The following is a 23,266-nucleotide window of genomic DNA, read 5'->3' on the forward strand; positions in this document are numbered from 1 at the left end:
AGACTTAAATAATTTTATCTATCTTAGACAATATTTAGGTTGGCTTGCAGCAGACAGAGATACTAATATCCGATTTAATTTAAGATTGGCTTTTTTTATGCATAAATTCTTGAAAATTTAGGCATCAAAATACTAAAACTTTGGTAATCTCTAAGACGATACTGTAGCGATCGTCTTCTTCATCTTCTCTTTCTGGAAATTCGCAGCCAGCTCCAATTGTTAGAGCTGCTGTAGATGCAGCCAGACAGATTAAGATTTTTACCAATTTTCGTTTCATAATTCTTATTTTTCATCCTTTAATCTCGATAGGTCGATCGGCTAGAAACACCAGTCAGCTCGCTATCATCAATCATTTTTTCTTCGCTCCCTCTATTTCTAGCGACTAACTTATATCATAAACTTCGATCTAGCCTCTATCTAAAGAATGGATTGAAAGTTTCTCAAAAGTAGAAAAAAGAAAATTCTTATGGGTAAAAATATCTTGTTTTTGAGCGATCGCCTATTTTTATGAAGATCTTTGTCGCATTTATTTTTATTAACTCTGGATGCATCGCAAGATTAAAAAAGATTTCTCAAGAGAGATAAAAAATTGGCTAAATAGTTATAATTATTTAAAGAAGAAGAAATTAATATATATTGGCGTTAACAAAAAGATTATGAACAAACCAATAACTTACCTGCTGCTACCTTTGCTTAGCATCGCAGTAGGAAGTTTGAGCGGTTGCACGATAGATTGGGGAAGAGAAAATCGTCCGGCGATCGCTCCCTCTCCAACAGTCGAGCAGCCAGAAAATCAAAGCGATCGATCCCTAACACCAACGGCTGACGATACCAACTTTGTGGTTGCAGTTGTCGAAAAAGTACAACCTGCGGTGGTTCAAATTAATACTTCCCGAACTGTCAGAACTCAAGTCCCGTCGCTGCCGGAAGAATTTAACGATCCCTTCTTCAGGCGATTTTTTGGAGACAGATTCCCCACGCAGACTCAAGAGAGAGTAGTGCGCGGTATTGGGTCTGGCTTTATCATTAATTCCCAGGGTCAGATTCTCACGAATGCTCATGTTGTTAGCGATGCCGATACAGTAACGGTAACGTTTTCCGACGGTCGCACGGTTGATGGCAAAGTGCTGGGAAAAGACCCCGTAACCGATATTGCCGTCGTGCAAATTCCTGGTGATAATCTGCCAGTAGTGGAATTAGCTAATTCCGATTCTGTACGACCGGGACAGTGGGCGATCGCGATCGGCAATCCTTTGGGTTTGCAAGAAACCGTCACAGTCGGCGTTGTCAGTGCAACAGAACGCTCTGCTAGCGCTCTAGGGATTTCCGACGGACGGATTGGCTTTATTCAAACCGATGCTGCTATTAATCCTGGAAACTCCGGCGGACCATTGCTCAATGCTCGCGGACAAGTCATTGGCATCAACACGGCGATTGTTGGCGGCGCACAAGGGATCGGCTTCGCTATTCCAATCAACACCGCTCAAAGAATAGCCCAAGAGATAATCTCGACGGGGAAAGCGGAACATCCTTATTTAGGAATAGAGATGTTACCCATAACACCCGAACTAAAACAACAAATCAACAGCGCGCCCAACAGCGATATCCGTATCGAGGCGGATAGAGGTCTTCTGATTGCCCGCGTCGTTCCTAATTCTCCAGCCGCTAGAGCTGGACTACGAGCAGGAGATGTCATCCAATCGGTCGGCAATCGTCCCGTGGCTAATGCTGACGAGCTTATACGGACTCTCGAGCAGAATGGCGTAGGTAACAACTTGCCAATTGAAGTATTGCGCAACGGGCAGACCGTGCAAGTAACAGTACGACCCGAACCGCTGCCACCGCTAGCCAAACCCTAGTTGACTGACAAAACTCAAATCGCCCTCACCCCAACCCCTCTCCCAGAGCGGGAGAGGGGCTTTCCACTTAAGACTTTGGACTAAAGTCCCTTCACCCCTTGTGGGAGAAGGGATTTAGGGATGAGGGGACAAAGATTTGTCAGTCAACCAGAGCCAAACCTCAATCCGCCAATCCATAGATGAATTTGATTAGTTACTCTAGGGAGAAACGACAGACGCAAATATTGCACCTTAAGCACTAAAACGCCCAGAAATCAATTTCTGGGTTAATAGCCAAAGTCCACCTAAGTGGACTTTAGCTATAAGCCAGGAACTTCAGTTCCTAGCGGACTGGAATTAACCAGCTTCCGAATGAGCTTTGACTGTTATCGTCTTTTGCTCGGCTGCTTCAGCAAGTTCGGCTTGACTTTCGGCAACGATGTCTTCAAAAGCTTCTCGTACTTCTGAGAAAACACCTTTGCTTTTTTCATAGGCAACAATTCCCCCTTTGATCGCTGTTTTAGCGATCGGTTTGCCTACCTTTGTCCAAGCAGGCCCGGCAATTGGGGCAAGAAGTAATACACCAGCACCAATAACGAGACCGGGAAGACCGAAGTCTTCTACGAGATCGCCGACATCGAGTTTCAAAAAAGCCATAATACACCTCCAATTGATTTCTTAGTGACGGTTAAACGCTGCGCGGAGACCATTCACTCCCGCGATCGCGCTCGATCTATCATTGTCGATCGAAGTTGCTGTCATTGGGTTGAGTCTTACGGTAGTGGCGATCGCTAATCCAGAAAGGTTGTGAACCGCGACAATTCCCGCATTTGGGTAGACGATTGGTTTGGCATAATGGGCAATGGCGATCGCCTCGACAAAACCCCGCCATCAACACCGTCGTAAGGATACGGACACGTCTGCATCAGCTAAGGCAGCGGAGTCGTTGAGTTCGTTGCTATTAAACCATCTCACCCCCTTTTTTATTTTCAAAACGATTTAAATAAACACTAAAGCTGGTTTGAGAGGCATATTTGCCATCGATTGCAGCATTAGCGCCAGCGCACTAAACTTAAACTGCGACCAAGGACTTGTCGTTTCTAACGTTGCTGCCTTGGGGGGTTCTGAGATTGATGCTGTTGATGCGATTGCTTCAGTTGCTTCTGGGGTCGGGATCGACTCAGGAGACTCATCAATCTTGCTATGCTCGAAGGAGCGATCGTCTGACTTTTCTTCTACCGACGCCGTAGGATTTTGCCGGCGAGCAAACCGAATCTGAGACAGGAATGCGGATGCATCGAAGGAGGTATCGGCACGGTAGTCGATGACTACCGTGGCAGTAGCGGGATTAACGCGCAGGCTTTTAATTCTCTTGTCTGCTGCGGCTATGCGATCGAGTTGAGCAACGTAGTTGCGATCCCAAGCGATGCGAGGAATGTGCAAGCGAATGCGTCCGGGAATCTGATGGATGATTTTGTAGGCGCTAGAGGACTTTTCCCGATCTTTGGCAGGCAATTGGAGATCGAAGCCTTCGATCGCCTCGCGAGTCAAGTTTGTGGCGATTAAATAGGTAGCAATTGCTTGCCAGCCATACATTCCCAATCTCCTCGTCGTCATCAGTCCGACGACAGGAGGAACGAGCGATCGCAATCCCGTAAAAGCTTGCGATAAAGCTTCATCGGGAAAGTTCTCTGACCCTGTTTGCGCTTGAGAAACACGAAAGGGTTGAAGGACTTCCTTGAGTTGTGATAATGATTGTTTGTTCGGTTCAAATGTAACGCTCAAACTTCCTATTTGTTCGTTCGCACTGACAGATCGAACTCCGTTTTGCTGTCGTAGATGTTGCGCTACATTATTTAATTCTGCTTTAGCCTTTGCGTCTACAGCACGGAGGCGGACACGGTTGGCAACAGCGTGCAGAACTTCAAACCCACCTTTTGAGCGGGATGTTTCTACATCTTCCATTGACTAATACCTCGGTGATGTACTGGGTTAACGTTTTATTAAACTTTACTTAACTCTAATTTGATCTTAGATGGTTTTGCTAGTAATTTGGTTGCTATTTACACAAAACTCAATCAAATTTTCTGGTTTCACTGTTCTCGATATCTAAGCACCTGTCAGCCATTCGAGAAGTTTTTGCATTAATTTGTCTTGTGATTCTGGACTAGCAGCCAAAAATAGCAATTTTCAGTTGAGTAAAGCATAGGTTCTGCCCCCATTATCCCTGTTAGATTCCCTTTCCGCCTTCCTTGGAAAGGAGGAAACCAAGCGTTGCTTCGCTGTTCATCTCACGGGGGACTTTAAAGGGTTTTCTCCCCAGAATGGGGGGCTAGGGAGGTGAAAACCTCTATAAATACGATCGCACTTTCGTATCAATGCTTTGTTAGAACTAGAAGTCCTATTCTACTACAGCTAATGGTATTTGTGCATCTTTGATGTAGTTCAGAACGGTTTGCGGATCGACATAAGATGGTATGTGAACAATCCAAAAAGATGCCATTGAGATTAAAGACAAACAACCTAGTTCTATTAGTTTCTTGCAGAATTGCTTCGCTAGTTCTCCTTGATAAAGGTTAGTATAACAAGTAGAGGACGCTATAGACATTAATCGAAGTACTTTATATCCCGATCTCTTAACTATTCGAGTGATGTAAAGTTCTCCGTTTTCGTTTGGTAGGGCTTCTACAATATCGTGCAAAGCAATTTCAAAAGGAGCGGGACAAGAGTTTAATAAATCCCCAAAAATGTCTACTATCTCGTATAAATTCTCGCCGCTCGAAATACCACTCAATTCTAGTTCGCAATCCTCATCTCTATTATTAACAAAAAGTGGAATTTTTACTTATAATACCATTTTTCAAAAAAAACCTTTTGACGAGTCACGGCTAAATTCAATCAAGCGGACAAAGATTTCTACTCGCAATCATACCGCCAGCGCAGCTTAAGGCGAGTAGCGATGGTAACGAACGGGAGCGAAAACCGATCTTGCCCATTGCCACCACCACTGGAAATAGGAGTAGGGGCTATCGTTGGTAAAATATTCTGGAGCAATTTGCTTAATCTTGGGAAGATGTACCCACGGCACCTCGGGAAAGGTATGGTGCTCGTCGTGGTATCCCGTGTTGAAAAATAGGATATTGCTCCAATGATAAGTGGAATAGGTCTTGCCTTGGTGGTAAATGTTGTGTTCGCTAATTGATTGTCCGCTAAATGTTATTCCCCAATACCCAACCATAATGGATACAGTCCAAAAGAAATACAGCGAAGCTTTCCACCCAATCAGCCCCCACGCTAAGGCATAGAGAATGAGAGTAGTTGCGATTAATAATACAGCGACAGATTTTGACTTCTTCGCTCCCTTGATTTGGCGATCGCTATCGGATGAAACCATGCTAGAAACGATGAGGTCGGTGAAAACTGAACCGCCGGGAAAGAGATGCAAGAAGGCTTCGACTGCTCGCCAAGAAACCCGATCGCTCAAGAAGTCAGCCCGTTTTTTATCCCACCACTCGTAATCTTTGATATAATCATTTAAATGCTTATGATGAGAAAAATTGTGCCTGGAAACGTATTTCAGTGAATAGCCGAAGGAAAGCGTTCCCAGTTCGATTAAGAGCAAAGTAATAACGGAACCAACCCTGCCTTTGAGGATGAGATTGTGGGCAGCTTCATGAATGAAGGTCGTCAGCGAATGTAGGATAAACTGCCCGACAAAAAAAGAGACAAAACCTACCATCCACCAAGATAAGTCGCTGACCAGCCACGCGACAAACCATTGAAGGGCGACGAGAATTGCGATCGCAGCGATCGACCAAGGATAGTTACCAAAATACTGTTTTATTTGAGGATGTTCTTCCAGAATTTTTTTGCGTCTTTCAACGTGCCAGCGAGCATCGGCGGTCATAACCCTTCTTTAATCGGTTTAATAGTAGACCATTGAATTTTATGGTCAAAAACAGTATCCATAGTACCATTAACAATAACTTTCGATAGACTTAATCGCCTAATGCGTCGCGATCGCATTTGATAGATTTAGCGCTCAACCGCAATTCAAGATCGCATGGCAATGCGATCCGAGCATATACTCTCTTTTTTCCCCGATAAGATGCTCTATTTCAATCTTAATTTTTTCTTTAATTTCTAAGCTTTTTAGCTCTTCACTGCCTAGTTCTTCATTCGCCATCTTAACTAAGAGATTCTCTATATCTTGCTCGTTAGCACAACAAGCCAGCATTTTATCAATTCGTTCTTTTTTATCAGCAAGATAGCTATCGATATTGTCATTAATCGTTTTGGCAATTTTTTCTAATTTTCTTTCATCAATTAAGGCAGAATTGTCAAATTCTACATCGAGAAAATAGTCTATTTCATTGAGCCAGAAATCTAGCCGCGTCTCTTTGTTAGCCTGAAGCAATAAACAATCGATAGTTGTGAAAACATCTTCTTCTTTCAAAAAGTTGGATAACAGAGACTGACAATAAGTCTTAGCATCCCTGGGAATTCCATTTTTGGAATCCTGCTTATCATTTTGAGGACAATCTGGCATGATTTCGCAAGTTTTTCGCAATTGAGCGAACCCTTCCTTAATGATTTTTCTTACTTCTACTCCGGTCATTGGCTAACCTTGCGCTCTCAAAATTCGTTTGAGTTGAGGTACATTTAAACCGTCAATCACTCTCATTCTTAACAGAGAATAAGCTGTTGTGCGTCCGGTTTTCTCTAAACTTTCTAAGGTGTTAGCAATTTTCCAAAGAAATGCTTCAATTTGGCGATCGCTGGGTCGATCCAATCGTTTTTTGGAACTAATTTTTGCTTGGTTAGAAGATAAATTTTTATAGTACTGAATCTACAAAAAACGCCAACCAAGCCAGCGCATTAGAGCCGAAGGATTGCTGATATAAATATCGGGATGAATATATTAATCTAGGATAGATCGGTACATCTGCAAACTTTATACTAGGGTTTTCAACATCTAGAACTTTTAATTTTTCAAGCCCGATTTTTTCATTTAATATCGCCCAGTCTTTAAGGATTTAGCAGTTTTTGGGTTAGGGGCTTATTTTGGCGGCTGGATCTCCTCGCCGTCAGAAATCAAATAGTCTATTCAAAACCAGCGCTAAACTGGGTTAAGAGTCGCGGATTGACTCTTTTTTTGCTGGCAACCGCTTGAGATTGTGTTAAGGTTATAGACTGAGCCTGTTATAGCAGTGCATCAAATGCTCGATCTCGCCAAACTTGCCGGACAAATTCCTGGAATTAGCCAACACTTTAAAAAAGAAGTCGCTGCAAGTCGCCAACGATTGGAACGCGCCCAGGCATTATTACTAGAAACGCAGACAAAACAAGAGGAATTAATCGAACTGCACCAAAAATGGCGCGATCGCTTGATTTTCTCCGTCGCCATCCCCGTCGAACCTTTTGACACTCGCATTACCATTACCCCTCCCCCCGACCGTTACAGCGTCTTTGCTACCGATGGTTCGCAAATAGCCCCCTCTCATCACGAAATCGCCTATTGCTATTTAATCAATGTCGGTCGGGTCATGCTGCACTACGGGCAAAACTTGCATCCGCTAATCGATAGCATCCCCGAAGTGTACTACAAACCAGAAGACCTTTACGTCTCCAAACAATGGGGAATTCGTACCGAGGAATGGATGGGATATCGGCGTGCGGTTTTAGAGACGCAAATGCTAGCAGAAATTGCTTGTCGCTGGGTAAAACCGCCGGGGGCGCATTCCGATCCCAACCTCGCTTTAGTTGACGGGTCTTTGATTTACTGGTTCTTAGACGGGCTGCCCTTGGAGGCGCGCGATCGCATTTTATTACCTATCCTGGAAGCATGGGAACAGTTGCGAGAAACGAAAATTCCCTTAATGGGCTATCTGAGTGCCTCTCGCAGTACCGAAGCCGTTAACTTTCTGCGCCTGCAAGCTTGTCCTCACGAGAGTCCTAACTGCCTCGCCAACTGTACCGATCTCGAAGAAGATCGCACGCCTTGTCAAATCATCGATCCCCTGCGGGATGCGACCCTGTGGGCATATATACTAGAACCCGGACAGCGAGGTCCCCTGTGGCGCAGTTCCTTGAGAATTCTGGATTTGTATGGCGACTCGCTGAAGGTGTATTTTTGCTATGTCAATGTCGGAACGGAAATTGCTCGCATTGAAGTTCCTGCCTGGGTTGCAGAAGACTCGGAACTGTTCGAGCGATCGCTGGGGATTATGCTAGCGCAGGTGAGCAAGGGATATGGCTATCCGATTTCCCTAGCAGAGGCACACAATCAGGCAGTGGTTAGAGGCGGCGATCGCGCCCGTTTTTTTGCTTTACTCGAACAACAGATGATTCGGGCGGGAATGAAGAATGTAGGAGTCTCTTATAAGGAAACTCGCAAGCGAGGCAGTATTGCGTGACATCCTTGATTAAGTTAAATTTTCTCGAAAACCTGCCGCTGTTTGCTACAGTGACATAGGCGTAGTCTTTTTCTACGATTTCCTATTGACGTTTCAACGATACGCTCATGGCATCCATCCGCGAATTACATCAACAATTAGTCAAAAAAGAACGCTCGGCAACAGAAATTACAACTGAAGTCCTAGAACGCATTGAAGTACTAGAACCCAAATTACACAGTTTTTTGAGAGTTACAGCCGAGCAAGCCCTAGAAACCGCCAAGAAAGTGGATGCTAAAATTGCGGCAGGAGAAGAAATCGGAATGCTCGAAGGAATTCCTGTCGGCATCAAAGACAACATATGTACCCAAGGAATTCCCACAACTTGCGCCTCGCGGATCTTAGAGAATTTTATTCCTCCCTATGAGTCTACTGTCACTCAAAAATTAAAAGATGCCGGGGCAGTTATGGTGGGAAAAACCAATCTCGATGAATTTGCTATGGGAGGTTCCACCGAAAACTCCGCCTATTATAGAACAGCCAACCCGTGGGATCTAGAGCGGGTTCCAGGGGGATCTTCCGGCGGTTCTGCCGCAGCCGTAGCCGCCGAAGAATGCGTCGTAGCCTTGGGTTCGGATACCGGAGGATCGATTCGTCAACCCGCTTCTCTGTGCGGGGTCGTAGGATTGAAACCCACTTACGGATTGGTTTCGCGCTTTGGGTTAGTTGCTTTTGCGTCTTCGTTGGATCAAATCGGTCCTTTTGCTAGAACCGTAGAAGATGCCGCAATTTTACTCGGCGCGATCGCGGGGTACGATCCCAAAGATTCTACTAGCCTCAAGGTAGAAATCCCTAACTATACTCAATTCCTCAAACCAGACTTGTCTGGCTTAAAAATCGGGGTGATTCAAGAAACTTTTGGAGAAGGATTGGATCCGACTGTTGCAGAGACGGTCAACAACGCAATAGAACAACTCAAAACACTAGGAGCGGAGATTGTTGAGGTTTCCTGTCCTCGATTCCGCTACGGCGTTTCTGCTTACTATATCATTGCTCCCTCAGAAGCTTCGGCAAATCTAGCGCGTTACGATGCGGTCAGATATGGCATTCGAGAAAATAGCGATACGCTGCTATCAATGTATACGAAAACCCGCGCTATTGGTTTTGGGAAAGAAGTTAAGCGACGGATTATGTTGGGAACTTATGCACTCTCTGCGGGATACTACGATGCCTATTATCTGAAAGCGCAAAAAGTTCGCACTCTGATTAAACAAGACTTTGAGACGGCTTTTGAACGAGTAGACGTGTTAATTTGCCCCACCTCGCCAACGACTGCTTTCAAAGCTGGAGAAAAAACAGAAGATCCCCTGAGCATGTATTTATTGGACTTGATGACCATTCCGGTGAATTTGGCAGGTTTGCCGGGAATAAGCGTGCCTTGTGGATTCGACGCACAGGGATTGCCGATTGGCATGCAGTTAATCGCTAATGTTCTGCGAGAAGATTTGCTCTTTCAAGTTGCCTATGCTTACGAGCAATCCACCGATTGGCACACCAGAAAAACACCACTTTAACGGTTATTAGCGATCGATTGTGGATAAAAAGATTGGGGATTAGCTATCATCATTCATGTGATGATGTGATGAAAGGATTTTAGATTTTGGCTGCCGTTCCGCTGAAAGTGCGAGGTACTCCGCCGTGAGACGGCGCACTTCGTCAATTCCAGCGGCGCGCGGCGACTGCCCCAGACGCAGATTTTGGATGAATTGTCTCTCTTGTTCTCCAGTCCCCGTCTCCCAGTCCCCCCGTTTTTTTACTGCGATCGCCTAACTTTGCCAAAAACACTACATTTTGTCGTTAAGATTACGTAAAGATAGGATCGGAAAAATGGAGGAACTCAAAGCTCGAAGCTTCTGACTCCTGAAAAGAGTAGACTGTTTTTAACCAATTTAGACGAAAGTGATTATGCAGTCGTGGCAAATTGTTCACTCTCCTTGGATGCAACTGTTATTAGGCGTTGTCAGTGTAGGTGCGATCGTCTACTTTCTCTTTTGCATTGCTTTGACGCTGTGGCAAAATCGACTCATTTTTTTCCCCTCAGCCATTATCAAAAACTCTCCTGGCGACTTTGGTTTAGCCTTTGAAGAGGTGTGGATGCCCGTGTTGACTTGGAAGGGAAAGGTAGAACGCCTTCATGGATGGTGGATACCTTCTCTCAACCCTAAAGCAGATGTTCTTCTGTATTTACATGGAAATGGAGGCAATATTAGCGCTAATCTCGGACATGCCCGACGCTTTCACCAATTAGGATTTTCCGTACTGCTGATTGACTATCGAGGATACGGTCGCAGCAAAGGTAAATTTCCTACAGAAGCAGAAGTGTATCGAGACGCTCAAGCGGCTTGGGATTATCTGGTACGGCAGCGGCAAATTAACCCTCGCGACATCTTTATCTACGGACATTCGTTAGGAGGAGCGATCGCGATCGATTTAGCCGTGCGACGACCTCAAGCAGCTGGTTTAATTGTAGAGAATACCTTTACTTCCATGGGCGAACAGCTTGCCCGTCAAGGAGTTTTTAAACTTTTTCCTGTCAAATGGCTCCTGAGTCAACGCTTTGACTCCCTGAGCAAACTAAAATTATTGCGGGTGCCGTTACTGCTGATTCACGGCGCGAGGGATCGCACCGTTCCTGCTCAAATGGGTCAAAACTTATATGAGGCTGCTAGCGTTCCCAAACAGCTTTTACTCGTTCCCCATGCGGGACACAATAATGTTGCTGCCGTCAGCGAAGAAGAATATCTTCGCGCCGTAAGCGAGTTTTATCAAGGAGTGCGTCGCACTCAGCTTCAGCTAGCCAAAGGCTGATTCTAATTCTACATCTAATATCTCCTCTTTGCTTAGTTCTCTTGAGAGGACTTTAGCTATTAGTCAGGAACTTCAGTTCCTGGCTAACTTTGGGGTGAGATAACATGATGACATGAAAAAGAAATCGCCCGACAAATGATAGCAGGGACACATATATTACGACATAAATAATGATATATCTATATACCTATAGATAGAGCTTTTACAAGTCGTCGGGCATGACCCATTTAGGAGGCTCCGTTAGTTTTTTCAAACGAGCCGCTTCTGCCATTTCCAGCATTTTGTCCAAAGAAGTCTCGTTAATAAACTTAGAGGCTTCTGCTGCGTATTCCTTGTTAGGACACCGGTCGCCCAAAATACATCCATTAATGCAATCCTTGGCACAATCAACCATTATTTCACCTTCGAGACCTACGATACAATTCCATTGTATTTGGGTACATTAAGATTGCAGGTCTTCTCGAATGCAGAGAAAACTGCCATGGCACTTATGCAATCGGTTTGAGAAAAGCTTACATGAAGTCTGAAAAGTGCTTATCAACAAAGGCAAAAGAATCTTTTTCTCGGAAAAAATCCGCAATCGACTGGCATAAAGTTTGCCGTGTTATGCTCGATCGCTCTCTCCCAACCAATCCTCTAACAACCCAACCCGACGGTTTAGAGCGCGCAGAAGAAGATAACCTTAACATATCACTGGAATTGGTCGAGCAGCGTCAACACCACGGTAGCCAAATTTTATCAGACCCAGAAGAACTCTCTTATCCTTCCCAGGAAGAACAAATCGCGAGAACTTTTCCACAAGAACAGTTTTTAACTCGGATTCTGCAACAGAGAAAAAGCCCTAGCCAAGGTTGCCGGATCGCAATCGTCGGCGAGTCCGGCACGGGAAAAACTTTCTTCCTGCAAAAAATCGCCAGTTGGGTATTGGAGAAAACAGAAGATGTTCCCATTTGGATTACTTCATCGCAGCTTGGGACGAATCTTTTCGATCAATATTTGCGACAAAAATGGCTGCCTCAAGCCGCCAATAGTCCGGATCTGCCACCGATAGAATGGCAAGAAGCCTTTGAGGAATTACTCGATAGCGGTCGGGTGTGGCTGTTAATTGATGGCGTAGACGAACGATTGCTTAGACTATTGACAGTCGCTCAACAAATTCGCAGCTGGACGGATAAGGTACGGATCGTTTTAACCTGCCGTACCCATATTTGGGAAGACAATAAAAATTTACTCTCTGCATTCGATACCTATCAAACCCTAGAGCTAACCTATCCAGAACAGGTGAGAGAATTTATTGTCAAATGGTTTAATCCCGACCATTTGGCTAACGATAAAAAAGTACAAGGCGAAGACTTAGGAGAAAAATTATTTCAAGTCCTGAATCGACCCGAAAAAGTACAGATTCGCCAAATCATTAAGAATCCTTTGCGTTTGGCTTTGTTGTGTCGCCTATGGCAGAGGCAACCGCAAGACTTGCCCGATACGCGATCGCAACTGTACCAGAAACTCATTCCAGAATTTTATCAGTGGAAAGCCGAAGCGACTCCAACTAATGCAGCTCAGCAGCAAGAGTTAAATGCCGCCTTGGGCAAGCTAGCCCTGCTGTCGATGCAACAAGCCAAATCCTTTCCTTACAACATTTCTCACCGCCTCGTTGCCGAAACTCTCGGAGAAGATACGCCATTGTTGCGGCTGGCAATTCGATTGGGGTGGCTGCAATCGGTAGGAGTTTTCACAGAAAATCCACAGGAGAAATACTATGCATTTTTCGATCCGACTTTTCAAGAATATTTTGCCGCCCGCACAATAGAAGATTGGCACTTCTTTTTAAAAGACAAACTAGAAAAAGAAAACCCCCTAGATTCTCCCCACGATGGCTATCGCATCTTCGATCCCCATTGGAAACCAACGATTTTATTGTGGCTGGGACGCGAAGATATCGCGAAACAGGCTAAAGAAGACTTTATTAAAGCCTTAATCGAGTTTGACGACGGCTGCGGTTGTGAAAACTTTTATGGCAAACGAGCCTATTTTCTAGCGACAGCAGGATTGTCAGAGTTTGGCAAATGCAGCCAAGCCGATAAAATTGTCGCGCAGCTCGTCGAGTGGGGATTTGCAGAACTCGATCGCCAGTCTCGGTTGCCAAGGGCACTAAATCATCCCTTCGCTGCCGCAGCTAGAGCCGCGCTAGCCGCAACCGACCCCAGAAAAGCGATCGCGCTGCTGGTAAAATTAATTGAAACGACAGACAACGAGCAAGTTCAAAACCTTGCCTTCAAAAGTTTAGAACAAATAGGCAAGGACAATGTAGAGGCGATCGCGGCGCTCCAACAAATTCTCGATACGACGAAATTAGTATTCATCCGCTGGCAAGCCGCAGAATGTTTGGGGAAAATAGAACCTGGCAATCAAAAAGCGATCGCAACTTTAGCCCAATTGCTCGACCCCAATACTCCCGAAGAGATTCAGCAAATTGCCTTCGATCGCTTAGAAAAAATTGGCGCAGGCAACCAAAAAGCGATCGCAACTTTAATTAACTTGCTCCGCACTGCCACCCCCAGCGCGACTCAACGGAGGGCATTTGAGTGTCTGGCTATCATCGGTCGCGGCAATCAAACGGCGATCGCGACGTTAGTCCAACTCATTCGCACCAACGAGGATGAAGGAGTACGCCGTCAGGCAGCAGAAACCCTAGAAAAAATCGATCCGGGCAACCCAACTGCGATCGCCGTTCTCGTTCAACTGTTGCAGTCGGCGCAACAAAGAGAGGTTCGCCAACAAGCCGTCTACAGCTTGGGAGAAATCGATCCGGGCAATCTTGAGGCAATTGCTGCCCTGGTACAACTGCTCGAAACCTCGGACGATGTTTACATGCGTTGGCTCGCCGTCAGCAGTCTCGGCAAAATCGCCATCGGCAATCAAGAGGCAATCGACGCGCTCGTCAAAATTATCAAATCGCCACAACAAGGCTTGTTGCATAAAGAAGCCATCGATAGTCTAGAAAAAATTCACCCCAACCATCCAGTAGCCTTCGCGGCTTTAGTGAGATTGATGCAGTATGCGGATGACGAATCCATCCGTCGAGAAGCCGCAGAAAGCTTGGGTAAAATCGATCCAGCTAATGCCGAAGCGATCGCCGCTCTGCAAGAGCTGCTCCGCACTAGCTACGACGAATTCACTTGCCGACAAGCCGCCTATAGCTTAGGAAAAATCGATCCGGGCAATCTTGAGGCAACTAAAGCGCTAGTTAAATTAATTCAATTGAGTCGAGATAAAGATGTCCGCAGTCTCGCCGCAGAAAGCCTAGGCGAAATTGGCAGCCACAATCCCGCCGCGATCGCAACGTTAATCCGCTTGATTCAGTCGGCGCGAGATAAAGATACCCTCAGACAAGCGGCTAAGAGTTTGGCAAAAGTGGGCGCGGGCAATCGAGAGGCGATTTCCGTTTTGCTGGGATTGCTTCAATCTAGCGATGACGAAACCATCCGCGCACATATCGCAGATAGCCTAATTCATCTGCTCCAAGACAGACAGATGATGCTCGTCGTCTCGACCCTCAGAGATGGCTTCCTCTACAAGAGTGCAACGCCCGATCTGCCTTCCTACAAAGTCATGTGGCATTGCGCCCAGCGATTGCCCTACCCTGAGTTCCATCAAGCCTGGTATTTTCGCCCCCTACCCGTCCAACCAGAAATTGACGAAGCACCAGAAACTCTAGCGCTAGACTTTGCAGGAGAGATTGCCTCAAGCGACAGGATGCCTCAAGCAGACAGCGCCAACGCGATCGACTTATTCTCTCGCTTGCAGCAAGCGATTGCTGATGACACCAACTTGGGTAAGCCCATTCATCTCGTTGGCATCGACAGCAGCCAATTTATCGATCCAGACAATCCGCTCGTGGATATCTACGATCGCATGCTGGCACAAAACTGTCCTAAGTTTGAGTATGGCGTACCGGACACGATGGCAAAACTGAGGCTTTACTGGAACATGCTCAGGCGCAATTATCCGGACAAGACATTTGTGCTGGTTTTTGACGAAAATCGAACTGAGTCGGAAAGGCAAGGATTTTCTCCGCTCTTTTTAGAGATGCTCAGCAAATTTGAAGGATCGATTTGCGTCGTCACCGACCAATCGGTTGCTAAGCTCCAACAATTCTCTCCCAACGATCCTCAGTTAGTTCGCGCGATCGCCGATTGGATAGCAGCACAAAGCCAAGACAGATGTGCTAATGAGATATCGTAGAAATAGTTGTCAATTTCGATCTGAAAATCAATGAGTGCTTGGCGCGATCGCCTCAATAAACTATCGGGGAAAACTCGCTATGTCGTCTGTCGAATCTTCATCCATCTAGCAGGCGACGAAGTCGCTCCTTTGCTGGGAGTTCTCAATAGCAAAGCAAGGGACGCGATCGAATCGGAGGGAGATTTAGAGGTTTTGGGAGAAGGACTGGTAGATATTTGTCAAACCCTTCTCCAAATGAATCTCTACTGGCGATCGGCTGCTAACGAAGGCGATGTCTTCTGGGACGAAGGAGAAGCTGGCGATTACGTCACCGAGTTATTTACCGATTCTGCTCAGCGGTATCTAAGCGAAACAGATTTCGAGGTAGCGTCGGAGGATGACGAACTCTTGTCCTTACCCGCCACTCGCAATTTAGTTGTTATGCTAACGATAGCCGCTGAAGGCGAAGTTCCCGCACTAGAGACTAACTTAGCAGACCGAGAGGCACTCGAAGAGGGTCTAAAAGCATTAATCGACCTTCACTATCAAAACAAATTGCGCGCCATCCAAGTTCATTTCTCTCCAGCACAGTTAGGAGACGAACTCACTGACGAGCAACTGTTGCTCAATTTTCCCGAACTCGTTCCTCTGTAACGGCGATTCGGTAGGGGCGGGTTTAGTTGTAAAAATAACCGCTTGTTACATAGCCACAACCCAAATCCGCCCCTACAGTTATTAATGACCAGTAAAAATCCTTGAATCTAACCCTGAAAAATTAGACCTTCAAAACAACCATTTATTTATGTCGCGTAAATTAGTAGCAATTCTTCTCTCTTTGACTTTGTGTTGGACGACTGTGGCGTGTGATTCGCCTACATCAACGCCAACTCAGTCAGCTCCAAACAATGTTAGTACCTCGGTTTCCAATCAAGTTGGTAGCGGAAAATATCCCGTTCAGCAAGCCACTTACGACGATGCGACTGGGGAATATACTTTGATGTTGCTCGGTGCCACTCCTCCCGTTTTTCGCACCAGCGACCTGCAAATGGCGCGTCTGAGTGATGAAGAGATCGCCAAGGGAGAAAAGACTTATGCCGAGATTAATGGCGATCGCGCAGTAATGCACCTGAGTGAAGATTTCAAAATCGAGTACGTTCACAACGTCACGCAAACTCAAACTAACCCGCAAACGGGTCAGCCAGAAACCGTTGTCATCCGTCGGGAATCGAACTTCTGGGCACCTTTTGCTGGCGCTCTAGCCGGTCAGGCTTTGGGCAGCTTATTGTTTACGCCTCAATACTACGTCCCCCCAGTCTATCAACCCGGCGTAGTTATTACGGGCTACGGCGGCTATGGTAGCAGCTACGATCGCGCCGTTCAGAGCTACCAAGCCAGATACAACGAGCCGCCAGCTGCCGTCAGAAATCGCCAAACGCTGCGAACAACTGGCAACCTAAGACGACCTTCTTCAAACAGAGCCACCACTCGCAGGCAGTCGCCTAACGTTGGTAGAGCAAGCGGTTCGGGTTACGGTTCGAGCGAGCTGCGTCCTTCCAATCGCTCTGGTTCGACTAGAAAGCGTAGCGGGAGTTTCGGTAGCAGTGCCGGAAGTCGCAGTAAAAGTTTTGGCACCAGCAGAAGACGGCGTTAATTCAACCATACTCTACTCTTTACTTTTTTAATTTGTAGGGGCGTTTTGCAAAATGCCCCTACGGTTATTTTTATCTATTTAAATTACATCTAGACAAAAGTCAAAAGCAATATAAAATTAAAATTTATCTTTTTTGTTATTGATATTTTATAATCACAATAGTTTGATTGAAGAGAGTTTTGAAAGTAGTTTAAACTAGATACTGCTCGATTAATTAACCATTCATATCTTGTTTTTTTGAAAACTTATTGATTTAAATCTGTCAACTATCTTTGGATTGATTCTTTTTTGTTTTAAGATAGATTTATGGTCTAAAAACGCGATCGCGTTTAATGAGTCGGTCGCTTGCCAAGATTGTTCTCAGCGATTTCCAGCCACTTATCTGACTGTCATTGGTTACGCTTGAATTATTGGGATCTTCAAATGCATTTTATAAAAATTTACAAAAAATCCAGTTAAAGTTAAACTAAAAAAACCTTTATCAAACAATTTTGTTTGTCGATCGCAACGCTCGCAAATGCTTCAAACAAACTTAAATAAGTCGAGCGATATCTATTTTTAGTGAGGGCTTGGTCGTGACCGGATCTTCCTCGTCTCAGCAGACAGATAAAACTATCGAAACTACCGAGATTCGTAGCCATTCTCCTGCGACAGCAGAACCAGAATCGAACGAGCAAGTCGATCGCAAAGAAGCAGCAGGCGACGAACGACAGCCAAAAGCAGAAAACCAAGTACCATCTTGCTCTAAACGGCGGGGATTGAGCTTGAGAATCAAAGCAACGACCACCGCGATCGCGATTAGCGTCCTGCCAGTGCTCGCCCTTGGGGGAATGACTTACTACGTAAGCGAGCGATCGAGCGAGCAGCAGGCGAACCAAGCCAAGCAATCGGGCAATCCAAGCGCAGCGGACATTATCTACCTGACCTTTCTCCTTAAAAGACAACTCCAGATGGGGATAGCGATTGGCACCGGGGCAGTTGCTTTACTGGCACTGGCGATCGCTCTGTGGCTGACCAATCGTTCTCTTCGTCCCGTGCTGGGTGCCGCCAAAACCGCAGCAGAGACGGCAAAATTATTGCGACGAGAGGCAGGAGAAACCGGAAGCGACTTAGAATTTAGCGGCGCAGATGAATTAATTGCTCTCAAAACCGATCTGAACTTACTAGCCGTCCAAATCCCAGATCTGTTAAAACAACAAAACGCTGAGGGCGATCGCACCCAACTGCTAACCGACATTGCCTTGCGGGTGCGCGAAGCGCAAGATTTGGACGAGCTGCTGACCATTGCAGTTAGAGAAGTGAGACAGGTATTAAAAAGCGATCGCGTCTTGTTCTTTCGCCTCGAACCGGATGGGAATGGCACGATTATTGCTGAATCAGTAATGCCTGGTTTCCCAAAAGCCAGAGGGGCAAAAATTTTCGACCCCTGTTTTAAAGAACGCCATATCGAGATGTACCGAAACGGTTGCGTTAGAGCTTTCGACAACATCTACAAAGCCAATTTAGGCGAGTGTTATATTCAGTTACTCGAACAATTTGCCGTCAAAGCCAGCTTGATAGCCCCCGTTCTTAAAGACGGTCAGCTTCTGGGGCTGCTGATTGCCCATCAATGCTCGGCTCCTCGCGCTTGGCAGCAGTCGGAAATTAACTTTTTCTCGCGCTTGGCAACGCAAATTGGATTTGCCCTCGATCGCCGCCTCCCTGCCGAGCAAAAAGCCGAAGCCGAAGCCGAAGAACGCTTTATGGAAATTACGCTTCGCATCCGCCAATCTCTCAAATCAGCAGATATTTTAACAACAACCGCACAGGAAATTCGCAAGGCACTACGAGCCGATCGCGTGTTGGTCTATCGCTTCGAGCCTAACTGGAGCGGAACCGTCGTCGCCGAATCGGTGCTTTCCGGTTTGCCCAAGGCATTGGGAGCAAATATTATCGACCCGTGCTTCAAAGATCGTCACGTCGAGCAGTATCGTAACGGTCGGGTTCGGGCGACTGATAATATCTACACCGCTAATCTCTCGGACTGCCATATCGAATTATTGGGGCGCTTTGGGGTTAGGGCGAACTTGGTGGCTCCCATCCTGCAAGGAAAGGAGCTAATCGGTTTGCTAATCGCCCATCAGTGTTTCGCGCCTCGAACTTGGAAGCGATCGGAAATTCAATTATTTACTAAACTAGCAACTCAAGTGGGATTTGCCCTCGACCAGGCGGCTGTTCTAGAAGAGATCGAACAAGCTCGTCAGGAGTTGGAGGGAGCGCTCCGACCTCGCGATCGCGCCATCGCCGCCGCTAGTTTTGGGCTTTGCATTGCCGATGCGACTCAACCGGACTACCCGATCGTCTATTGCAATCCCGCCTTTGAAAAAATGACGGGCTATTCTCACTCAGAAGCGATCGGGCGCAACTACCGATTTTTGCAGGGTGCCGATACAGAACCCGATGCTGTCGCGCAAATTCGCCGAGCACTGCACGAGCAGCGCGAATGTCATGTGGTTTTGAAGAATTATCGCAAAGATGGTTCTCCCTTTTGGAACGAGCTGACGATTTCTCCAGTGCAAAACGAGCAGGGAGAAGTCACTCATTTTATCGGCTTGCAAACCGATATCACCAGTCGGCGGCAGATTGCTTCGCAGGTACGAGCCGCCGCTCAAGCCGTAACGCAAACCACCCAAGACAACGAAACTACCATCAACACCCTCTCCTTAGAAGCAGCGCTTCAGGTAGAGAAGATAGCAGAGGCTTTCAATGCGATTCAGGCGATGGCGAGTTCTGTTCGAGAAGTTGCCTTCAAGGCGCGTCAAGCTAAACGGAAAATGGAAGATGCCGATCGCGCCGTTAGGGCTGAGGATGAGGCAATGCGACAGACTGAAGTTGGCATGACGGGAATCCGAGAAACGTTGTTGAAGATGGTTAGGAAGACCGAGTATCTGGACGAAGTGTCGCGCAAGATTACCCAAACGATGCTGTCCCTCAACGATTTTGTCTCTCAAATCAATGTCTTGGCAATGAACGTAGCAGTAGAAGTCGGACGCGCGGGAGACGATCGAGAAAGCCAAGAGCTGATGGCGGTAGCAGAAGCCGTGCGTTCCCTCACCGAACAGTCAGCAACGGCAACTTCAGAAATCGAAGACCTAATGACAGAAATTAAAACTGCTATTAACGAAATCTTTGCGGTTATGAAGCAAGAAGCCAAGCAATTGAACGACGAAACCAAATGGGTAGCCCAATCCCGACAGAAACTCACTCAACTGGTAGCAATAAACGCCCAGACGAGCGGTTTAGTGGAAGAGATCGCGCAAGCTGCCGCCGCCCATGCCGAAAACTTCACCTCCGTCAGCCAACTCGTCAGGGAAGCGGCGACGATTGCAGATCGGACTTCCGAGCAATCGGCGACCGTCGCTAACTCCTTTGCCTATCTGTTGAAAGTCGCTCGCGAAATGGGAACAACTGCCGCGCAATTGGATATCGAATAACGGTAAATTTAGATGGGAATGGTTGGGGAAGAAAGCAACGACAACGCATCGACTGTGCCTAAAACTTCAGAACTCAACGGTCAGCCGAAGGGTAGAGATGTTACAGATAATCTTTCTCAGGCTGCTGTGTCGAGTCGGCTTACGCTGACGACGAGAAAGCAATTTGTTTGTATGGCAGATTCGGTTATCTTGATCCTGCCCTTTGAAAATATTGCCGAGATCGCCATGCTGCAAGAAAATCGGATCCGCCGGATTGAAAAACAGCGCTGGTTAAAATGGCGAGAGAAGGCGATTCCCCTCTATCAACTCTCCGAACTGCTGGCTCGTGCTTATTTGTCTACCAGCACAAGTCCTGCCGCTAAGCGCCGACTTTCTTCAATCCTGGTATACGGTTGGGGCGATCGCACCCTGGCTGTGGAGTTGAAAATCGAACGGTTAATTGCAAAGCTAGAATTGACTATTCAGCCCTTTGAAACTGCGATCGCGCGTCCTCACTATCTTTATGGCTGCACGATCTCGAAAGCCGGCAAACCAATTCCCGTCATCGATGGCGCGGCTTTTCTCAATTCGGTTTTGGATGATGACGCTTTGGCCACGGCGGCTGCAACGCCTGCTCAAAGGACGATCTCCGAGAAAACGGCTCGCCCTCCTACCCTATTAGTCGTTGACGATTCCATAACGGTGAGGCTGGCGTTATATCTGACCCTCCAACAAGCCGGATACAAAGTTTTACAAGCTAGAGACGGCTGGCACGCGATCGAGCAATTGCAGCGACATACGAACATTCAATCGATCGTTTGCGATCTAGAAATGCCAAATATGAGCGGCTTTGAGTTTCTCATGTACTGTCGTCAATCGTCCGATTTGGCAAAAATTCCGGTGGTTATCCTCTCAATCCGCAACGACGAACAACATCAGAAAAGGGCTGCGTCCTTGGGGGCTAAAGCTTACTTGCTCAAAAAGCCCGATCTAGAAAAAGAACTTTTAGCGACTCTGCAAGCACTTGCAATGGCAAATCCAAGCGAAAGCTGACGCGTTAGAATTGCCCATCTCTTCCAAGAGTCCTCCACTCGCCAAGAAATTAATCTCTTGGAACCAATATAAAAAGTCCTCTTCAGAGGACTTTAGGTATGAGCTTAGAAATTAATTTCTAAGCAGAGTTTGCCGCAACATTAACTTTTACAAGCGAGCTATTCAACGCTGAATCGGAATTTCAGGAGATTTCAACCCGAACGAACTATTAGGATTGACAGCAGTTTGTTGTACCAGCGATGGAACTGACTGTCTCATTAAAGCGGTCAATTGGTTGGTCGTCGAATCGTAGATCTGAGTGACGATCTTTGGATAGAGACCGATGCCGATGACTGGCACCATCAGACAAGCGATGATAAACACCTCGCGAGGTTCGGCATCGATGAGGGCTTGATGCGAGACGAGTTCCTTATTTTCTGGTCCATAGAGCATTTCCCGCAGCATTGAGAGCAGGTAAATTGGTGTCAAAATCACTCCAACTGCCATTAATAAAACGATAATCGTCCTAAAAACGGGATTATAAGCATCACTGGTTGCAAAACCAATAAATACCATCAATTCCGCCACAAAACCGCTCATTCCTGGTAAAGCGAGCGATGCCAGAGAACAAGTCGTCCACATGGCGAAAACCTTCTTCATCTTTTGCCCTACGCCTCCCATTTCGTCCAGCATTAAGGTATGGGTGCGATCGTAGGTACAGCCGACCATGAAGAATAAACTCGCTCCGATCAATCCGTGGGAGATCATTTGCAGCATGGCACCGCTAACCCCGATCTCGGTAAAGGAAGCGATCCCGATTAAGACAAATCCCATATGGGAGATCGATGAGTAGGCGATTTTCCGCTTCAGGTTGCGCTGAGCAAAAGAGGTTAAAGCGGCATAGATGATATTGACTACGCCCAAAATTACCAAGACGGGCGCAAAAATTGCATGGGCATCGGGCAGCATTCCCGCATTCATCCGCAGTAGCGCGTATCCGCCCATTTTCAGGAGAATTCCTGCCAGTAACATGTGAGCGGGTGCCGTGGCTTCTCCGTGGGCATCTGGCAGCCAAGTATGGAGGGGAAAGATGGGAAGTTTGACTCCGTAGGCGATTAATAAGCCACCATAGAGCAATAATTGTAGATTGAGCGGGAAATCTTTGGCTGCGATCGCGCTCATGTCAAGGGTGACAGGATTGCCATAAAATGCCATCGTCAATCCCGCCACTAAAATAAAGAGCGAACCGCCTGCTGTGTAAAGAATAAACTTGGTTGCCGCATACTGACGGCGCTTTCCGCCCCAAATTGCCAGAATTAGGTAAACCGGGACTAACTCCAATTCCCAAACTAGGAAAAAGAGCAACATATCCTGAACGGCAAAGACGGCAATTTGTCCCCCATACATCGCCAGCATCAGGAAATAAAATAGCTTTGGCTTAAAGGTAACCGGCCAAGCTGCCATGATTGCCAGCGTCGTGACAAAGCCAGTCAGCAGGATTAGAGGCATGGACAAACCATCTGCCCCTAACGACCATTTCAAATCGATTTGGGGAACCCAAGCATAACTCTCAACTAATTGCAGTCCGGGAACGCTGAGATCGTAGCCCGTATAGAAGGCATAGACAATCAGGGCAAAGTCAATTAGCCCCACACTCAGGGCATACCACCGAACTGTTTTAGCAGTCTTTTCCTGTTCTGGCTTGTCTCCCTCATCGGGAAACAAGGGGATGAACAAGGCGGCGACAATTGGAAACAAAATAATGGTTGTTAACCAGGGAAAATTGGCAATATTCATTGCAATTTA

General features: G+C 46.5%; 18 protein-coding genes. 9 read left to right on the forward strand and 9 right to left on the reverse strand.

What is annotated here, in order from left to right:
• Nucleotides 1–124 precede the first annotated feature (124 nt).
• On the reverse strand, nt 125–277 hold the full coding sequence (locus tag PLE7327_RS24725; RefSeq protein ID WP_015142692.1) for a hypothetical protein: 153 nt from the start codon (nt 275–277) through the stop codon (nt 125–127).
• Nucleotides 278–656: 379 nt separating this feature from the next.
• Here PLE7327_RS24725 and PLE7327_RS04570 point away from each other — a divergent pair, with 379 nt between their 5' ends.
• On the forward strand, nt 657–1,859 hold the full coding sequence (locus PLE7327_RS04570) for an HhoA/HhoB/HtrA family serine endopeptidase (protein ID WP_015142693.1): 1,203 nt from the start codon (nt 657–659) through the stop codon (nt 1,857–1,859).
• 336 nt (nt 1,860–2,195) lie between these two features.
• On the opposite strand, the gene PLE7327_RS04575 is transcribed toward PLE7327_RS04570, so the two are convergent.
• The 6 genes from PLE7327_RS04575 to PLE7327_RS24730 form a co-directional block, all read right to left on the reverse strand.
• Nucleotides 2,196–2,495, reverse strand: a complete 300-nt coding sequence (locus PLE7327_RS04575) for a DUF5132 domain-containing protein (protein WP_015142694.1) — start codon at nt 2,493–2,495, stop codon at nt 2,196–2,198.
• Between the two features lie 342 nt (nt 2,496–2,837).
• On the reverse strand, nt 2,838–3,803 hold the full coding sequence (locus PLE7327_RS04580) for a hypothetical protein (RefSeq protein ID WP_015142695.1): 966 nt from the start codon (nt 3,801–3,803) through the stop codon (nt 2,838–2,840).
• Nucleotides 3,804–4,239: 436 nt separating this feature from the next.
• Nucleotides 4,240–4,632 carry a DUF4265 domain-containing protein gene (locus tag PLE7327_RS26355; RefSeq protein ID WP_015142696.1) on the reverse strand — a complete coding sequence of 131 codons (393 nt, stop codon included), beginning with the start codon at nt 4,630–4,632 and terminating at the stop codon, nt 4,240–4,242.
• 150 nt (nt 4,633–4,782) lie between these two features.
• Nucleotides 4,783–5,745 carry a fatty acid desaturase gene (locus tag PLE7327_RS04590; protein WP_015142697.1) on the reverse strand — a complete coding sequence of 321 codons (963 nt, stop codon included), beginning with the start codon at nt 5,743–5,745 and terminating at the stop codon, nt 4,783–4,785.
• Nucleotides 5,746–5,880: 135 nt separating this feature from the next.
• Nucleotides 5,881–6,456, reverse strand: a complete 576-nt coding sequence (locus PLE7327_RS04595; protein WP_015142698.1) for a hypothetical protein — start codon at nt 6,454–6,456, stop codon at nt 5,881–5,883.
• A 3-nt stretch (nt 6,457–6,459) separates the two neighbouring features.
• Complete coding sequence (locus PLE7327_RS24730; RefSeq protein ID WP_186005367.1) at nt 6,460–6,630, reverse strand: hypothetical protein; 171 nt, start codon at nt 6,628–6,630, stop codon at nt 6,460–6,462.
• A 427-nt stretch (nt 6,631–7,057) separates the two neighbouring features.
• On the opposite strand from PLE7327_RS24730, the gene PLE7327_RS04600 reads away from it, so the two are divergent.
• The 3 genes from PLE7327_RS04600 (at nt 7,058) to PLE7327_RS04610 (ending at nt 11,101) form a co-directional block, all read left to right on the forward strand.
• A complete protein-coding gene (locus PLE7327_RS04600) occupies nt 7,058–8,254 on the forward strand; it encodes a DNA double-strand break repair nuclease NurA (RefSeq protein ID WP_015142699.1) in 1,197 nt (398 codons plus the stop codon).
• A 107-nt stretch (nt 8,255–8,361) separates the two neighbouring features.
• Nucleotides 8,362–9,807, forward strand: coding sequence for an Asp-tRNA(Asn)/Glu-tRNA(Gln) amidotransferase subunit GatA (gene gatA, locus PLE7327_RS04605; protein ID WP_015142700.1), 1,446 nt, complete (start codon nt 8,362–8,364; stop codon nt 9,805–9,807).
• Between the two features lie 391 nt (nt 9,808–10,198).
• Nucleotides 10,199–11,101, forward strand: coding sequence for an alpha/beta hydrolase (locus PLE7327_RS04610; RefSeq protein WP_015142701.1), 903 nt, complete (start codon nt 10,199–10,201; stop codon nt 11,099–11,101).
• A gap of 202 nt (nt 11,102–11,303) precedes the next feature.
• Here the strand turns inward: PLE7327_RS04610 and PLE7327_RS04615 are convergent, their stop codons facing one another.
• The gene (locus tag PLE7327_RS04615) at nt 11,304–11,495 is read right to left on the reverse strand and encodes a hypothetical protein (RefSeq protein ID WP_015142702.1); all 192 of its coding nucleotides are present in this window, start codon (nt 11,493–11,495) and stop codon (nt 11,304–11,306) included.
• A 122-nt stretch (nt 11,496–11,617) separates the two neighbouring features.
• Here PLE7327_RS04615 and PLE7327_RS04620 point away from each other — a divergent pair, with 122 nt between their 5' ends.
• The 5 genes from PLE7327_RS04620 to PLE7327_RS04640 all read left to right on the forward strand — a co-directional run bounded on the left by PLE7327_RS04620 (nt 11,618) and on the right by PLE7327_RS04640 (nt 21,481).
• Nucleotides 11,618–15,346, forward strand: coding sequence for a HEAT repeat domain-containing protein (locus PLE7327_RS04620; RefSeq protein WP_041391852.1), 3,729 nt, complete (start codon nt 11,618–11,620; stop codon nt 15,344–15,346).
• Nucleotides 15,347–15,376: 30 nt separating this feature from the next.
• Nucleotides 15,377–15,979: a DUF1517 domain-containing protein gene (locus PLE7327_RS04625; protein ID WP_015142704.1), complete on the forward strand. Its 603-nt coding sequence runs from the start codon at nt 15,377–15,379 to the stop codon at nt 15,977–15,979.
• A 148-nt stretch (nt 15,980–16,127) separates the two neighbouring features.
• Nucleotides 16,128–16,976 carry a hypothetical protein gene (locus PLE7327_RS04630; protein WP_015142705.1) on the forward strand — a complete coding sequence of 283 codons (849 nt, stop codon included), beginning with the start codon at nt 16,128–16,130 and terminating at the stop codon, nt 16,974–16,976.
• Between the two features lie 575 nt (nt 16,977–17,551).
• Nucleotides 17,552–20,449 (forward strand): GAF domain-containing protein, encoded by a 2,898-nt coding sequence (locus tag PLE7327_RS22550; RefSeq protein ID WP_015142706.1) that lies wholly within the window; start codon nt 17,552–17,554, stop codon nt 20,447–20,449.
• Nucleotides 20,450–20,461: 12 nt separating this feature from the next.
• A complete protein-coding gene (locus PLE7327_RS04640; RefSeq protein WP_015142707.1) occupies nt 20,462–21,481 on the forward strand; it encodes a response regulator in 1,020 nt (339 codons plus the stop codon).
• 162 nt (nt 21,482–21,643) lie between these two features.
• On the opposite strand, the gene PLE7327_RS04645 is transcribed toward PLE7327_RS04640, so the two are convergent.
• The gene (locus tag PLE7327_RS04645; RefSeq protein WP_186005387.1) at nt 21,644–23,251 is read right to left on the reverse strand and encodes an NAD(P)H-quinone oxidoreductase subunit 4; all 1,608 of its coding nucleotides are present in this window, start codon (nt 23,249–23,251) and stop codon (nt 21,644–21,646) included.
• Between the last annotated feature and the right edge of the window lie 15 nt (nt 23,252–23,266).

Source organism: Pleurocapsa sp. PCC 7327 (genome assembly GCF_000317025.1).
In the GTDB taxonomy this organism is placed as follows: domain Bacteria; phylum Cyanobacteriota; class Cyanobacteriia; order Cyanobacteriales; family Microcystaceae; genus Hydrococcus.